The organism is Bacillus sp. FSL K6-1006 (assembly GCF_038593175.1).
Taxonomy (GTDB): Bacteria; Bacillota; Bacilli; order Bacillales; family Bacillaceae; genus Bacillus; species Bacillus safensis.
The window spans coordinates 656,523-672,537 of the sequence record NZ_CP151970.1; the positions used below are offsets into that span (position 1 = coordinate 656,523).

Below are 16,015 nucleotides of genomic sequence, written 5' to 3' on the forward strand. Positions count from 1 at the left end.
TTATAAGAGAGGATGAGTATATGGTGCAATTGAAGGAACTTGCAAACGAGCGTTTTTCTGCCTCGATCTGTATTGATTCATTTAATGAGCGCATCCGTTTGGATGACTACAGCGGCAGGGTGAGGGATGTGATTCAGTCGGTTCTTCAGGAAGCGGCAGACTGCAAGGCTTCTAAGGTCATTGTGAAAGTCAGGCGTGAGCATATGCCTCTTTTTTTAGAAAAAGGCTTTCGGCTTGAAGGCGTGTTTTCTCATTATTTCCTTGGAAGTGATGCGTACGGCATGTCGCTCTTTCTGACGGAGGATCGGATGAACAGCCCGTATTGGCTGAAGGAAGATGAAATTGTTGCGTCTATTCAGAAAAAGCCTCTCAAAAAAGACCAAGGCACGTGGCAGGATGAGTATGTGATGAGGAAAGCCGATCCGAAGGATATTCACAAGCTGGCAAAGCTCTATGATACCGTTTTTGAAACGTATCCTACGCCAATGAATGAGCCAGATTACATCCAAAAGGTGATGGAGGAAGGGACGGTCTTTTATGTCGTTGAACATGACGGGAACATTGTGAGTGCGGCATCCGCTGAAATCAATGCGCCGTATGGTCATGCGGAATTAACAGATTGTGCGACCCTTCCATCATACAGAAAACTAGGATTCATGCATCATTTGATTCTAGCACTCGAAAAAGAACTTCAATCCATGCACATCTATGTCTTTTATTCTCTCGCACGTGCACTGTCCTATGGAATGAACCAAGTGTTTTATCAGCTCGGCTATACGTATACCGGGCGTTTCCAAAACAACTGCTATATTTTTGACAAAATTGAAGATATGAATCTATGGGTGAAAACGCCGAATGAATCATGAAATGGTTCTCATCTGATCAAGCAGACCAGATAGGCGGTACGCCATGATACTGAGCTGCAGCTTCATCCGGTCATCCGTGGATTTGAGGCTGCAGCCTGTTCTCGTTTCAATTTGTTTTAAGCGATAGCTTAATGTATGCCTGTGAATAAACAATTCCCCCGCAGATTTTTGAATATTTTCATTGTGTGCCAAATACACTTCGAGTGTATGGATCAGGTCAGCCCCCTGTTTTTTCGTATAAAGCAAGGGACTTAACAGCTCCACGTAAAAGTCATGCAAATTCATACCCGCTTCATTCATTTCAAGCAGCATCCCGTATAAGCCGAGCTTCTGATAATGAATGATGCATTCGTCTGTCTTTAAAAGTGGAAGAAGCCTTGCTGCATACTGTGCTTCCTTCGCGCTTTTTGCAAAGAGACCGATTTGGTCATAGGCTCTCCCGATGCCAATCACAATCGGATGGACGGGAAAAAAATAAGACCAAGTGCTCCGGCACTCCTCTGCTGCACGATACCACTCCGCTTCTTGAAATGCTTTTTTTCCTGCTGGCGTAAGAACAAAAATGGAATCGAGCCTTGTTTTAAGTAAAAAAGGAATATGTCTGCGTTCAAATATCGACGTGAGCAATTGAGACAGGCGCTGCATCATTTGGTGATCGAGCTGTGTGTGCTGATGCTGAAATTGAAAGTAGATGACCACCTGCTCATCGCTCATATCGTATTGCAGCTTTGTTGCCTGTTCGACCACATAGCTTTCTTCTGTGTATTGCTGCTGCAAAATATCATCTAACAAATGACCTTGCATTTGGTTTTCTGTATCTTGAATGGCTTTTTGCTTCAGCCATTCAATCGCATACACCGCCCCGGCATGCTCGATGGCAATCGCGTCGAGATGATGCCACGCATCCTTTTTCTTTAAAGATACAATAAATCCGAAAATATCGCCCATCGCAATCACTGGACATGCAGCGAGGACAAACGCACCGCACGTGTCATAAACGAGCCGTCCTTTCTCCTCAGCCTGCTTGAGAAGAGGCGTCGTTTCGATTGGTTCATGATCTGTCAGAAAGCCAAAAGCAGGAGCGTACGTCACTTCATCTTTTATGAGATGAGCTGCTGTTTGATGTAAAAAAACATCAAGCACGACGATGTTTGCCGAAGTGAGATGTGCCAGCTCATCTGTAATTTGTGTGACATTTTTATTGCTGACATTTAAATGGGTCAGTCTTTGGTGAATGGCTGAAGAATATTTAAGCTGATGGAGCTGGCTGCTGACGATTTGCTCTAGGACGGCTTTTGTAATGTCTGAGAAGTTGACATGTGAAGGAATCTCGATGAGTGGAATGCCGCTGTTTTTGGCAGCTTCGATCAGTGATGCCGGAATTTCTGTTAAGTATACGCCTTTATAAATCGCAATGGCTGATAGACGTTGAGATTGAATCAGCTCCTCAAGCCGGGTGCGCCTTTCCTGATTGTCTGCAAGCCCAAAGCCGGTTGTGACGAGCAGTTCCCCTTCTGAAAGCCTTGAAGTATCTTCGATAATTTCCACGATGGTCACCCACTGAATGAGACGGTCCAGTCCATTTTCCCCAGCAAGCAGCTTTGTTTCCTTCATGATATCGAGCGAGAGTGCATCTTTGACGAGAATCGCCATAGACTCATGACCTCCTTTTGAACACTCTTATACATGATGTATAAAAAATACGTGTGAAATTCGGGCATGTGGCGAATGGAGGATGACTGCCCTCTTGATTAAGCTAATCTTATAACAAGTATACAAAATTTTCTTGCGATTCATGAAAAAAGAAAGATGCAGCTGCTGACGAGAGAGGGAGGAATGACAAAGTGGAGACCCGGGATTACTTAATCAAACCGATGTTGAATCAGCATTATCCTGTGGCTGTGAAAGGAGAGGGGATTTATTTATATGATCGGGACGGGAAAAAATATTTAGACGGCTCATCAGGTGCTGTCACGGCGAGTATTGGACATGGCATACGAGACATCATTGATGCCATGACAGAGCAAGCGGAAAAGGTGAGCTTTACGTACAGATCACAATTCACAAATGAACCAGCAGAAGAACTTGCCTATGAATTGAGTACGCTCTGCCCAGGGAACCTGAACTGGTCTTTTTTTGTCGGAAGCGGATCAGAGGCAACAGAGACCGCCATGAAAATTGCCATTCAGCATTGGCAGGAGCAGGGGAAGGCTGAGAAGAATCACATCATTTCAAGATGGATGAGTTATCACGGCATCACACTCGGTGCGCTGTCGATGTCAGGTCATATTGCAAGGAGAGAGCGCTTTGAACCACTGCTCGAAAAACACCCGGTGCTGTCTCCGCCATACAGCTACCGTTCGTGGCTGCCAAAGGAAGAAAGCAAGCAGGTCGAATGGTATGTACAGGAATTTAAAACTGTCATTCAGCGTATAGGAAAAGAGAGGATTGCGGCTTTTATTGCAGAGCCGATTGTTGGAGCAGCGGGCGCGGCGCTTGTTCCGCCAGATGGATATTTTGCGGCGATGAAGCGAGTTTGTGAGGAAAACGATATTTTAATGATTGCAGATGAAGTCATGACAGGCTTTGGACGAACTGGGAAAATGTTTGCCATGGAACATTGGGGCGTCGTACCAGATATTATGGTACTCGGAAAAGGCATGAGCGCCGGCTATTCACCAATTGCGGCAGCTGTCTCAGCGGATCATGTGATTGCACCGATTCTCAGCGGTTCGGGCTCTGTGATGGCAGGCCACACTTATAGCGGCAATCCGCTTTCAGCAGCCGTCTCACTGGCTGTCATTCGATACATGAAAAAACACCAGCTTTCAGAACGGGCTGATCTGTCTGGCCGATATTTAATGAATGCTTTAAAGGATTTGCAAACAAAACATTCCATCATAGGGGATGTGAGAGGAAAGGGACTGCTCATTGGCATTGAGTTTGTCGCAGACCGATTATCGAAAACACCATTTCCTGCCCATGCTCAAATGACGCATTTAGTTGTGGAGACGGCCAAGCAAAATGGTTTGCTTGTTTACCCAGCAAGCGCTGGAGAGGATGGTGTGGGAGGTGCAGCGGTCATGATCGCACCGCCGCTTTCCATTACGCAGCAGGAGATGGATGAACTGATTCATTTATTCGGGCAGACAATGACGCAGGTCGAGCAAGAAGTCATCAATCGAGGGTTTTTCCCATCTGCCATGTAGGGAGGAAAGATGATGAACAAAACAGCGAACTTTGATCAAGTCATCACGCATTTTAGAGACGGAATGACCATCATGTTTGGCGGCTTTGGCGGTGTGGGGTCCCCGCCATCATTGATCGATGCCATTTTAGAAGCCAATATCAAAGACCTGACATTGATCGGAAACGATGCAGGCTTCCCGCAAATCGGTGTTGGCAGGCTGATCACAGAAGGAAGAGTGAAGAAAATCATTGCCTCTCATATTGGCTCAAATCCAATTGCCGGGCAGAAAATGCAGGCAGGTACACTAGACGTTCTTTTTTACCCGCAGGGCATCCTGGCAGAAAAGATCAGGGCAGGCGGGATGGGTTTAGCGGGCATTGTGACAGATGTCGGCATGGATAGCCTCAATCTTGATGAGAAACAATTGGTTCAGCTGGATGGAAAGAAGTATATTCTTGAGCCTGCACTGACTGCAGATATCGCGATTGTGAATGCCCTCAAAGCAGATGAAGCAGGCAATCTGATTTTTGATAAAAGTGCACGGAATACAAACCCGATTGTGGCGATGGCAGGAGATTGGACCATTGCGGAAGTAGAAGAGATTGTGCCTGTGGGCGGGCTTCATCCAGAGGAAATCGTCACACCAGGCGTATTTGTGAACCAGATCGTGCAATCAAAAGGAGTGAACTGGACATGGGCATGGGAGACATCGATTTAAGACACCGCATAGCCAAACGCGCGGCACAGGAAATTGAAGATGGCATGATTGTGAATCTTGGGATCGGCATCCCGACCCTTGCAGCTGAGTACATCCCAGCACATTACGAGGTGTGGCTGCATGCAGAAAACGGCATTATGGGAGCAGGCGGTTCACCAGTACAAGGGGAAGAAGATCCGAATTTGTGCAATGCCGGCGGTTTTCCCATTACGTTAACAAAAGGCGGCTCATATATGGACAGCACAACCGCTTTTGGCATCATTCGCAAAGGGATGCTGGATATGACCATTTTAGGTGCACTTGAAGTCAGCAGTCATGGGGATCTTGCCAATTGGATTGTGCCAGGGAAACGAGTGCCGGGTATGGGTGGAGCCATTGAACTTGCGCAAAAAGCGAAAAAGGTGGTGGTCGTGATGAGCCACCTTGATAAACACGGACAATCTAAGATAAAAGCAGCCTGCACGCTGCCCTTAACTGCTAAGTCTTGTGTGGACCTGATTATTACGGATATGGCAGTCATTGAGGTCAAGTCACAGCTGCTCATTTTGCGTGAAGTCATGCCGCCGTATCAGCCGGAAGATGTCATGAGGGCGACAGAGGCGCCGCTCATTTTAGCGCCTGATGTCAAATCTGTTGTGTAGAAAGGATGACCGACTTGCAGCCAACCACACGTATCAGAAACTGGATGAAAGAGCATAAGGAGGAAGCCGTAACGCTTCTTCAGCAAATGGTGCAATGTGACAGCACACAAGGAAATGAGCAAGAAGTACAGCAAATCGTAGCAAATAAACTTTCTGCCATTGGCTTTGATGTTGACATGTGGGACATTGGCGGAGATGACTTGCTGAACCATCCGTATTTTTATTCCCCGAGGCGTTCCTTTAAAGGAAGTCCCAATGTCGCCGGACGATTGAAAGGTAAAGGAGGCGGCAAATCTATTTTATTAAATGGGCATGTGGATGTTGTCCCGGCAGGAGATCACAAACAATGGACATATCCGCCCTACAGCGGGCATATCATAAACGGGAGACTTTATGGACGCGGGGCAACAGATATGAAAGGTGGAAACGTTTCTTTACTCTTTGCACTTGAAGCACTGCATGCACTTCAGATTCCGCTGAAGGGAGATGTCGTGTTTCATAGTGTTGTCGAAGAAGAGAGCGGCGGTGCAGGCACCCTTGCAGCCATACTAAGAGGATATACCGCAGATGCAGCCATCATTCCAGAGCCAAGTTATATGAAAATCTTTCCGATTCAGCAGGGATCTAAATGGTTCAGACTGCATATTAAAGGAAGGGCTGCTCATGGCGGAACAAGATATCACGGCGTTTCTGCTATTGAAAAGAGCACGATTGTCCTTTCACATATAGCGGCACTTGAAGAAGAAAGAAATCAGCGAATCACCGAGCCGCTGTTTCAGCATATCCCAATCCCGATCCCAATCAATATCGGGAAAATTCAAGGCGGTGATTGGCCATCCTCTGTAGCAGACCTTGTCACAATGGAAGGCAGGCTCGGGGTGATGCCCGGTGAAACGGTAGAACAGGCAGAGAAGGAATTAGAAAATTGGATGGCAGGACTCGGAGAAAAAGATGAATGGTTCCAAGAGCATCCTGTTGAGGTCGAATGGTTTGGTGCAAGATGGCTTCCGGGTTCAATCGATACAGATCATCCGCTTTTAGGTTTATTGAAGGAACAATATGAAGCGGTCATGAAGCAGCCGCCGAAAATCGAAGCCGCCCCTTGGGGAACTGACGGCGGATTACTGTCACAAGCTGCAGGTATTCCGATCATCGTGTTTGGACCGGGAACAACGGAGCTTGCCCATTTTCCGAATGAATCCATTGACATTGAGCATGTGATTGAAGCAGCTGAAATTATTGCAGGGACAATGGTCGAATGGTGTGAAGCAGCGGAATGAGATGAAAATGATCACAAAAAAAGAAGGCTGCCTTACTCAGCCTTCTCTTTATGTGTGTCCTGCTGCTCACACATATATGTCACTGGACAAAAACGAAGAATGCCAGATCCCAGTTTCATACCGCCAAACATGATGCTAAAAAGCAGCATTTTACTCCATGGTTTTCTAGCATATAAGGATCCAGCCACAGTACATATTGTCATTCCGCAGGCAATTCTAATGAGCGCTTCCATTAAGCCGAGATTAGGTTTCATTGAAGGTGAATCTCCTTTTTTAAATTATTTTAAGTGTGATTTCAAGAAATTGTAACGTTTCATTAATGCGTAACGTAGTTCGTTATGTTACGATAGGGCTAATACAAATGAAGGAGAGTATGTGAATGTCCGAACGTACTTTTAATTGGAGAAACAATGACATCCGCACACAAATCGATGTAGTCGACTCAAAAATAGTTCCAACACTCCTTTTAACGAATGGACTCGTGCTTAACCCGTTTTTGAAGCAATGGGTGAAGGCAAATATTTGGATACATGATGATCGAATTGTTTATGTCGGAGCAGAGCTTCCTCAAAATAAATCAGCTAAACGTGTGATTGATTGTGAAGGGAAATACATTGTGCCTGGGTATATAGAGCCTCACGCGCATCCGTTCCATATTTATAATCCCCAATCACTTGCAGAATATGTGTCTCAATTTGGCACAACAACGATGGTCAGCGATAACTTATTTCTTCTTTTGCAAAGCAATGAAAAGAAAGCGCTTTCCACCCTATGTGAATTAAAAAAGCAGCCATTTCAGTATTTCTGGTGGTCCAGATACGATCTTCAAACGGAAGTCAGATATGAAGATGAGATGCTGCCAGTCAACTACCGGAAGGAATGGATTGATCATCCTGACGTCCTCCAAGGCGGCGAATTAACAAGCTGGCCAAGATTGATGGACGGTGATGATCTCATTTTATATTGCATGCAAGAAACAAAGAAGCAGAGAAAACGAATTGAAGGGCATTTCCCTGGAGCTTCTGAGAAAACGCTAACAAAAATGAAGCTGTTTGGCGCGGACAGTGATCATGAAGCGATGAATGCCGACGATGTGTTAAAACGCTTGTCCCTTGGCTATCATGTTTCATTGCGGCATTCTTCCATCCGCCCAGATTTAGTGAACATTTTAAGAGAACTGCATGAGCGTGACTTTAGACACTATGATCACTTTTTCTATACAACAGATGGTGCTGCCCCTCACTTTTATGAGGAAGGCATGATTAACCGTTTGATTTCGATTGCCCTTGAAGAAGGCGTGCCGATCATTGATGCGTATAATATGGCGACATTTAACATTGCAAAATACTATCAAATTGATGATTTACTAGGCGTTGTTGGCCCAGGCCGGCTGGCTTCTTTGAATATTTTAGATGATCCAATGAACCCAAATCCTGAAACGGTCATATCTAAAGGGGTTATCCTCAAATTAGATGGCGAGAACCAGCATCAATTCCAAGAAACAAAATGGGAAAATGGAGGGCTTCTTCCATTAGATTTAAGCTACGACCTCACGATGAGTGATTTGCAATTCTCTATGCCGCTAGGTGTGAAGATGAGAAATGCTGTCATCATGGAGCCTTATACAGTGGAAATTGATAACTCAATCAACCAGCTGTCATGTGACCATGATCAAAGCTTCTTTAGCCTGATTGACCGAAAAGGCGAGTGGCGTGTGAATACGATGCTAAAAGGGTTCGCAAATAAAGTGCAGGGCTTTGTCAGCTCTTTTTCGCTCACGGGTGACATTTTAGTGATCGGGAAAAATAAAGAAGATATGATGCTGGCACATAAGCGGATGAAAGAAATTGGCGGGGGAATCGTACTCACAGAGAACGGGAAAATTTTGCACGAAATCCCGCTGCAATTATCAGGCTGTGCATCTGCTGAACCGTTTGAGACTGTTCTTCAGCAGGAACAAACATTACGCGAGCTACTCATTGAGCGCGGCTATCCATTTGACTGCCCAATTGATACACTTGTCTTTTTCCAAAGTACACATTTGCCGTATATTCGAGTGACACCAAGAGGAATATTTGATGTCATGAAAAAAACTGTACTCTTTCCGTCTATAATGCGTTAAAATATAACAGAGTGGAGCTGTATCATCTTTGCCGCATTTCTGACTGCTGTTATAGGGCAGAAGTGAGCCATGGTTCTCTTCACTGCCATGTAAGTGATCATGATCTTATGTGGAACTGTTGACAAAGCAGAGGGCTTTGACATGACGAATGAAGTACTCTAATTGTAAAATGAATTTGCCGGTTACGCTGACCGGCCAACATATTTTGAATAACCCGAGCAAGGCGGGGCGCATATTTGTGGTCTCGCCGAGCTTTCCGTAAAGCCTGTATATGAGGGCAGAAGACCTAACCAAGCAGAAGTCATCTTTATACCGGAAGCAAACAAGTTTGTCAGATTGTCATACAAGGAAAATGACAGAACTTGTCGAATTTGTTTACGATAAAGAAGCTTCGGCTTACGAAAGAACCTGACGGCATTTTCAGCGTAGAACCAAACCTGTCATGATCTGTTCAAAGCTCATTGCTGAGGTTTTAAAAAAATTAGTCAGGAAAGATACCGCTTTCTTAGAAGAAGATCGTGCGAAGCGGTGTGGCAATAGTAAAGGAGAAGATGTATTAAGATGCAAATTGATAAATTAAGGGGCAAAAGCTTAGATCAGTTATTCAACTCCATCTTATCCCTTAAAGACCTGGAAGAATGTTATCGATTCTTTGATGATTTATGTACCATCAATGAAATCCAATCTTTATCACAGCGTCTTGAAGTAGCGCGTATGCTTCGTGAGGGAAACACGTATCATAAAATTGAGACGGAAACAGGTGCAAGCACTGCAACCATCTCACGTGTCAAACGCTGCTTGAACTATGGCAACGATGCCTATACGATGGCACTTGACCGCGTAGCAGAACAGCAGGAAAATAACGAAACAAAATAAAGCAGCTTTCACTGTAAACAATCCTTTTTAAGAAAAATGGACTTGTTTGCAGTTTTTTTATGAAAAGGCGGGCAGGGGCTGATAAAGTGTCCCTGTTTTTTTACTTTAGCTCGCCCATCAACCATCTTTCTCCTTCATAGGAGATGCCGTCTTCACTAGAGATGATTTTCTTAAATCCTACTGTTTTCATGTCCTTTGAAACAGATAAACCCCATTCCCTTTGAAAGTCTCTTTCTGCGGGAAGAGGCAGCCATTTCTGCTCGTCATCATGTCTATTGAAAAAGTTTTGAAAATAGGAATCTCCTTTAAACACAATGATTTGTGAACCCCAAAGTCCAGGGGTATCTACTGCAACTACTAACCGATATGTTTCACCGTCATTTGGCTTTATATCAATGAGATGTTCAGCTCTATTTAATAGGGTTTGAATGTATAATCGCTAAAGCTTTTTCGGTGTTTTGCTTGAGGAAATAAAATCATAAGCAGCTGGTAGAGGCAGATGCCAATAGCCATGTTTGATATCTGCCGGGAACTTCTGTGTATTTGCCTCAATTCTTGGATCATTTGATCAGTTTTCCGTTTCCTTCCGCGAACCTTTTTCTCACGCATGCTCTATTCTCCATTTCAGTCACATTATTTAAGTTCTTTATACGCGATTGAGCGAAAATGTCAATAAAAAAAGGCGCGTTTCCGCACCTTTTCGAGCTAGACAGATGGCTGTGTGCCTGAGAACATCGGCACTTCGCTTGTCTCGCCATTCTCTTGTCTAAAAATAATATGTTTTTCATTAAAATGAATAGGCGATTCTAGACCCGCAGCTGCGGATAAATTAAACAAACCTTCTCTAAGAGACAGGATATAATTGCACACTCGGTATTTTTTTTCTTCAATCGATAAACCCTTTTGCAGCTTTGGATCAGTCGTGGCGACCCCGACCGGGCATTTATTCGTGTGGCAGACTTGGGCGCGAATGCATCCGACTGAAAACATGAGACCTCTGGCAATATTCACAAAGTCAGCTCCCATTGAAAGGGCGATCGCAATTTTATCAGGCGAGAGAAGCTTGCCAGAAGCAAAGAGCTTCACCTGATGTCTGACACCGTATTCTTTCAATATTTGATGAACCATTGGGAGCGCCGTGAAAATCGGCAGCCCTGCGGAATCCGCCAATTCATGAAAGGACGCCCCTGTACCGCCTTCTCCGCCATCCACTGTAATGAAATCAGGGTGTTTCCCGCTTTTTTTCATATAGCTGGCGAGCTCTTCAATATTTTCTTTATGTCCGACAACAAGTTTGATTCCAACTGGCTTTCCGCCTATACTCCGCAGCTGTTCAATGAAATCAAACATGTCAGGAATGGAGTGGAACATCTCAAAGCGGTTTGGGCTGTCAATGGATTGGTGAGGCGGCAATTTACGGATATTCGCTATTTCTTCCGTCACCTTTTCGCCGTCAATATGACCGCCGCGTGTTTTTGCTCCTTGTGCCAGCTTGAGTTCAAAGGCTTTGACTTCCTCGTGTTCGCTTTTTTTCTTGAATTCTTCAAAGGAAAATGCGCCATCCTCTGTTCTAACCCCAAATAAACCAGGCCCAATCTGGCAAATGATATCTGCGCCGCCTTTGAGGTGATAAGGAGAAAGCCCGCCTTCACCTGTGTTCATCCACGTCCCGCCGGCCATTTTTAATCCTGAGGATAGAGCTGTAATCGCCCTGTCGCCTAAGGAGCCGTAGCTCATGGCAGATTGACCGATCAGTCCTTTCACATGGAAAGGCTTTTGACATGTGTGTTCGCCAATGACTTGTACATCCTTTTGATGGAGAAAGTAAGGATTTGCTTCGACTTCTTTGACATGTTCACTTCTTCTCAGTAAATTGTCTTGATCAATCTGATACACTTTCGTTTTGATTTTTTCAGATTGATCGATGCGAAGTTCATTTCGCTGCTTTGGAAACAGGACGTTTCGAATATAATAGCCTGGCTTGTCAAAATCACGTTTTGATCCAAAGCCCATCGTCCGGCTTTTGTACTTCCCAGACATGACCGCCTGCTCGTATTCTCTTCTTGAGAAGGGCAGCTCCTCTCGGTCATTCAGAAACAGATATTGGCGAAGCTCAGGTCCTATTTTTTCAAAGATAAACCGCAGCTTTCCAATGACCGGATAATTTCGCAGAACTGAATGTTCTTCTTGTTTTTCATCCCTCATCCAAATCCAGATCAATAGAATGATTGGGATGATCAAACAAATGACTAGCAATGCGCTGATGACAATTAAAGTTGTTGTCACGAAGATCCCCTCTTTTCTCTTTCATTGCTGTTGTTATTCCACTTTTTAATGAAAGAGAAACCACATCAGCATATTGTGACGTTTAGAAATGAAAAGGCGGGGTAACTTACAAATAAGATCATAAGGGGAGGGAACATACATGAATAAGCGTCCAAATGCGTATGTACTTGCAGGATTAGGGGTTGGAGGAGCTGTGTTATTAGCGGTAAAAAATAAACAGCATCTGAAAAAATGGGCAAGCATGTTCCGGTCAGATGAAAAGGTTCCTGAAAAAGCCGGCCACCCAGATCCATTAGATATCCAAGACAACAAGATGGTCGACGAAGGGGCCATGACATCCGTCCATTACTTTAATGAAGCGAGACAATAGTTTGAAAAAACCGTTTTGAAAGATCAAAACGGTTTTTTCTTGTTTATCATTTGACGTTATATCGAATTGGATCGACAATAGTAAAACCGATCAGCTCATTGTGATCAGGTGTTGAGAATTGGAATTCAACGCCTGACAGTTGATAGGTTGAGAGAATTTCCTGATCCGTCAAACGTAAAGAAAGCTCATCCTCATAAACCGGTGTGTTCCGCAGTACTTTGGATTCTTCTGAAAATAACTCCAAGCCAGCCACTCGGCCCTCTTGGTCGATATCTACATTGACACATTCATTGACATCTAATTCAATGGTTTTTTTGATTTTCATATGCTTCGCTTGCGGGGTGATATAGATGTATCCGATGTCTATATTTTGTTCATATGTAATCGTTCTTTTCAACTGAGTCACCTCTGCTTAATAGTTGGTTTTTAAATCTATAGTAAAATATCCCTTTATTGTATAATAGCATGTGACAAAGTGCCAAAATAACAACCTCTTTCAGCTCCTCTTCTAGTGGATTTTTTATCTATTCTCCAGCAATTTTATGTAAAGTCACGATCACCCATTTTCAAAAGAATGAAACTTTTAGCTAAAGGAGGTTACCCATTTTTTGCGGCCTTTGATTTTGTTATAATATTTAAATGGAATGAAACGAATGGAGGAACGTTTTTCATGTATGATGTTACCGAGTGGAAGCATGTCTTTAAACTCGATCCAAATAAAGAAATTTCCGATGAACAGCTAGAAGCGATTTGCGAATCTGGGACGGATGCCATATTGATTGGCGGAAGTGATCATGTGACAGAGGACAACGTGCTTCAATTGATGTCAAAGGTCCGCCGGTTTCTAGTGCCATGTGTGCTCGAAATCTCCACACATGAGATGATTGTGCCTGGCTTTGATCTGTATTTCATCCCGACCGTTTTAAACAGCTCTCACCCTGACTGGATTGTTGGGCTGCACAAGGACGCAATGAAGGAATTCGGTGATTTGATGTCAATGGAAGAGATTGTGCCTGAAGGCTATGTGATCTTAAATGAAGATTGTAAAGCGGCCAAGCTTACAGAGGCAAATACAGCGCTGGATATTGATGACGTCAGGGCATATGCAAGAGTGGCAGAGCATTTGATGAAGCTGCCCATTTTTTATCTGGAATACAGCGGAACGCTTGGAGACATAGAGCTTGTCAAAGAAACAAAAGCAGTGCTTGATGAAACAGTTCTTTTTTATGGCGGCGGCATCCAGAACGCTAAGCAGGCAAAAGACTTCTCGCAGCATGCAGACGTTGTGGTTGTAGGAAACGTCATTTATGACAATTTCAAAGAAGCTCTAAAGACAGTCGAAGCAGTCAAAAAGTCATCATAGTCAAATAAGACGAAACGGGTTAAAATAGAACATAAGTTCGAATTGGCGGTGAATGGAATGAATGAAATATCGAATCATCTATTAGAAGGGCTGAATGACGCGCAGAAAGAAGCAGTCAAAGCAACAGACGGTCCTTTATTGTTGATGGCAGGAGCAGGAAGCGGGAAGACACGGGTGCTCACACATCGAATTGCCTACTTAATGGCAGAAAAGCATGTGGCGCCGTGGAACATTTTAGCGATTACATTTACAAATAAAGCAGCACGTGAAATGCGTGAACGTGTCCAGGCAATTTTAGGGCCTGGCGCAGATGACATCTGGATCTCTACGTTTCACAGCATGTGTGTCCGTATTTTAAGACGCGATATTGACCGTATTGGTGTGAATCGCAACTTCTCTATTTTAGACACATCTGATCAGCTTTCAGTTATTAAAAACATTTTAAAAGAACGGAATATCGATCCTAAAAAGTTTGACCCGCGCAGCATTTTAGGTTCCATCAGCAGTGCAAAAAACGAACTCATTGACGCAGAGGAATACGCCAAAACAGCGGGTGATTTCTATGATCAAGTGGTCAGCGATGTCTATACAGATTATCAAAAGCGTTTACTCAAAAACCAATCACTCGACTTTGATGATTTAATTATGATGACAATTCGTCTGTTTGAGCGCATTCCTGAAGTATTAGAGCACTATCAGCGGAAATTCCAATACATTCATGTGGATGAGTATCAGGATACGAACAGAGCACAGTACATGCTTGTGAAACTGCTCGCGCAGCGCTTTCAAAATATATGTGTTGTCGGTGACTCGGATCAGTCTATTTATCGCTGGCGCGGAGCGGATATTACAAACATTCTCTCCTTTGAAAAAGATTATCCATCCAGTGAAGTGATTCTGCTTGAGCAAAATTACAGATCGACGAAACGCATTTTGCATGCCGCAAATACGGTCATTCAAAACAATGCAAACCGGAAGCCGAAAAATCTTTGGACAGAAAATGATGAAGGAGCGAAGATTGCCTATTATCGTGCAGATAATGAATTTGGTGAAGGACAATTTGTCGCAGGAAAGATTCGTCAGCTTCATCAGAGCGGAAAGCGCAAATTATCCGATTTTGCGATCCTTTACCGGACAAATGCTCAGTCTCGTGTCATAGAGGAAACGTTAATGAAAGCCAACATTCAGTACAATATTGTCGGCGGCACGAAGTTCTATGACAGAAAAGAGATCAAAGACATTTTGGCATACTTACGCCTAGTGGCAAACCCAGATGACGATATTAGTTTTGCACGAATTGTCAACGTACCAAAGCGCGGAATCGGTGCGACATCTGTTGATAAAATTGCAGCATATGCGGAGATGAATGACCTGTCTATGTTTGAAGCACTTGGTCAGGTGGATTTCATTGGACTGAGTGCACGGGCAGCCAATGCGCTTGATGAGTTCAAACAGCTCATTGATCAAATGACGAACATGCAGGACTATTTATCTGTCACTGAATTAACAGAAGAAATTCTAGAGAAAACAGGCTATCGTGAAGCGCTGAAGCTCGAAAAAACGATTGAAGCACAAAGCCGCTTAGAAAATATTGACGAGTTTTTATCCGTCACTAAGAATTTTGAAGAACAAAATGAGGACAAGTCACTTGTGACCTTCCTGACAGATCTCGCCCTCGTCGCAGACATTGATAAGCTGGATGAGAATGAAGAAGAAGATCAGGATGCCGTCATCTTAATGACACTTCACGCCGCAAAAGGTCTAGAATTCCCTGTTGTTTTCTTAATGGGAATGGAGGAGGGTGTCTTCCCGCACAGCCGTTCATTAATGGAAGATGCAGAGATGGAAGAAGAGCGCCGCCTCGCTTATGTAGGCATCACACGGGCTGAAGAAGAGCTTTATTTATCAAGTGCAAAAATGAGAACACTTTTCGGCCGGACAAACATGAACCTTGAATCAAGATTCATTCGAGAAATACCAGCCGATTTATTGGACAACCTAAATGAGAAAAAAGAAACAAAAACACCGTTTGGTCAAACAAGAGAAAGACCGCAAAGACGGGGACCTGTCTCACGTCCGCAAACACAAACGATTCAAAACACAGGCGGCGGCAGTATTGGCTGGGCTGTGGGCGATAAAGCGGCCCATAAAAAATGGGGCGTTGGTACGGTTGTGAGTGTGAAAGGCAGCGGAGACAGCACAGAGCTTGATATTGCGTTCCCAAGCCCTACAGGCATTAAGCGTCTTCTCGCAGCATTTGCACCAATCGAGAAGCAATAAACTGATAGGACAAAACGGATGAA

The 16,015-nt window shown here is 44.1% G+C and carries 14 protein-coding genes and 1 pseudogene; 10 read left to right on the top strand and 5 right to left on the bottom strand.

The window, feature by feature from the left end; translation table 11 throughout:
* The first annotated feature begins 20 nt into the window (after positions 1-20).
* Positions 21-866: a putative beta-lysine N-acetyltransferase gene (gene ablB / locus NSS65_RS03300; RefSeq protein ID WP_268480819.1), complete on the top strand. Its 846-nt coding sequence runs from the start codon at positions 21-23 to the stop codon at positions 864-866.
* Here the strand turns inward: ablB and NSS65_RS03305 are convergent.
* Positions 861-2,519, bottom strand: coding sequence for a PucR family transcriptional regulator (locus tag NSS65_RS03305; RefSeq protein ID WP_024426694.1), 1,659 nt, complete (start codon positions 2,517-2,519; stop codon positions 861-863). The two genes, ablB and NSS65_RS03305, sit on opposite strands and share 6 nt — an antisense overlap.
* A 191-nt stretch (positions 2,520-2,710) precedes the next feature.
* On the opposite strand from NSS65_RS03305, the gene NSS65_RS03310 reads away from it, so the two are divergent.
* The 4 genes from NSS65_RS03310 to NSS65_RS03325 are packed head-to-tail and all read left to right on the top strand — an operon-like array spanning position 2,711 to position 6,695.
* Entirely contained in the window at positions 2,711-4,075 is a 1,365-nt protein-coding gene (locus tag NSS65_RS03310; RefSeq protein WP_024426693.1) for an aspartate aminotransferase family protein, read from the top strand.
* Between the two features lie 12 nt (positions 4,076-4,087).
* A complete protein-coding gene (locus NSS65_RS03315) occupies positions 4,088-4,774 on the top strand; it encodes a CoA transferase subunit A (RefSeq protein WP_034282829.1) in 687 nt (228 codons plus the stop codon).
* Entirely contained in the window at positions 4,750-5,415 is a 666-nt protein-coding gene (locus NSS65_RS03320; protein ID WP_024426691.1) for a 3-oxoacid CoA-transferase subunit B, read from the top strand. Before NSS65_RS03315 ends, NSS65_RS03320 begins: the two co-directional genes overlap by 25 nt.
* Positions 5,416-5,429: 14 nt before the next feature.
* Entirely contained in the window at positions 5,430-6,695 is a 1,266-nt protein-coding gene (locus NSS65_RS03325) for a peptidase (RefSeq protein WP_268480818.1), read from the top strand.
* 32 nt (positions 6,696-6,727) lie between these two features.
* Here the strand turns inward: NSS65_RS03325 and NSS65_RS03330 are convergent, their stop codons facing one another.
* Positions 6,728-6,949: a DUF2892 domain-containing protein gene (locus tag NSS65_RS03330; RefSeq protein ID WP_024426689.1), complete on the bottom strand. Its 222-nt coding sequence runs from the start codon at positions 6,947-6,949 to the stop codon at positions 6,728-6,730.
* 125 nt (positions 6,950-7,074) lie between these two features.
* On the opposite strand from NSS65_RS03330, the gene NSS65_RS03335 reads away from it, so the two are divergent.
* Together NSS65_RS03335 and NSS65_RS03340 are read left to right on the top strand one after the other, a co-directional pair.
* Positions 7,075-8,817 (top strand): adenine deaminase C-terminal domain-containing protein, encoded by a 1,743-nt coding sequence (locus NSS65_RS03335; RefSeq protein WP_252050220.1) that lies wholly within the window; start codon positions 7,075-7,077, stop codon positions 8,815-8,817.
* A 561-nt stretch (positions 8,818-9,378) separates the two neighbouring features.
* Entirely contained in the window at positions 9,379-9,693 is a 315-nt protein-coding gene (locus NSS65_RS03340; RefSeq protein WP_024424524.1) for a YerC/YecD family TrpR-related protein, read from the top strand.
* Positions 9,694-9,793: 100 nt separating this feature from the next.
* Here the strand turns inward: NSS65_RS03340 and NSS65_RS03345 are convergent.
* Both NSS65_RS03345 and NSS65_RS03350 read right to left on the bottom strand, forming a co-directional pair.
* Positions 9,794-10,302, bottom strand: a pseudogene (locus NSS65_RS03345) (DUF3916 domain-containing protein).
* Positions 10,303-10,398: 96 nt separating this feature from the next.
* Positions 10,399-11,979, bottom strand: a complete 1,581-nt coding sequence (locus tag NSS65_RS03350; RefSeq protein ID WP_326135363.1) for an FMN-binding glutamate synthase family protein — start codon at positions 11,977-11,979, stop codon at positions 10,399-10,401.
* Positions 11,980-12,118: 139 nt separating this feature from the next.
* On the opposite strand from NSS65_RS03350, the gene NSS65_RS03355 reads away from it, so the two are divergent.
* Positions 12,119-12,349: a hypothetical protein gene (locus tag NSS65_RS03355; protein WP_039176971.1), complete on the top strand. Its 231-nt coding sequence runs from the start codon at positions 12,119-12,121 to the stop codon at positions 12,347-12,349.
* A 46-nt stretch (positions 12,350-12,395) separates the two neighbouring features.
* Here NSS65_RS03355 and NSS65_RS03360 read toward each other — a convergent pair whose 3' ends face one another.
* Positions 12,396-12,755, bottom strand: a complete 360-nt coding sequence (locus tag NSS65_RS03360) for a DUF2283 domain-containing protein (protein ID WP_326135364.1) — start codon at positions 12,753-12,755, stop codon at positions 12,396-12,398.
* 264 nt (positions 12,756-13,019) lie between these two features.
* Here NSS65_RS03360 and NSS65_RS03365 point away from each other — a divergent pair, with 264 nt between their 5' ends.
* Positions 13,020-13,712, top strand: a complete 693-nt coding sequence (locus NSS65_RS03365; RefSeq protein ID WP_041108669.1) for a heptaprenylglyceryl phosphate synthase — start codon at positions 13,020-13,022, stop codon at positions 13,710-13,712.
* A 57-nt stretch (positions 13,713-13,769) separates the two neighbouring features.
* The gene (gene pcrA / locus NSS65_RS03370) at positions 13,770-15,992 is read left to right on the top strand and encodes a DNA helicase PcrA (protein WP_024426683.1); all 2,223 of its coding nucleotides are present in this window, start codon (positions 13,770-13,772) and stop codon (positions 15,990-15,992) included.
* Positions 15,993-16,015: the final 23 nt, after the last annotated feature.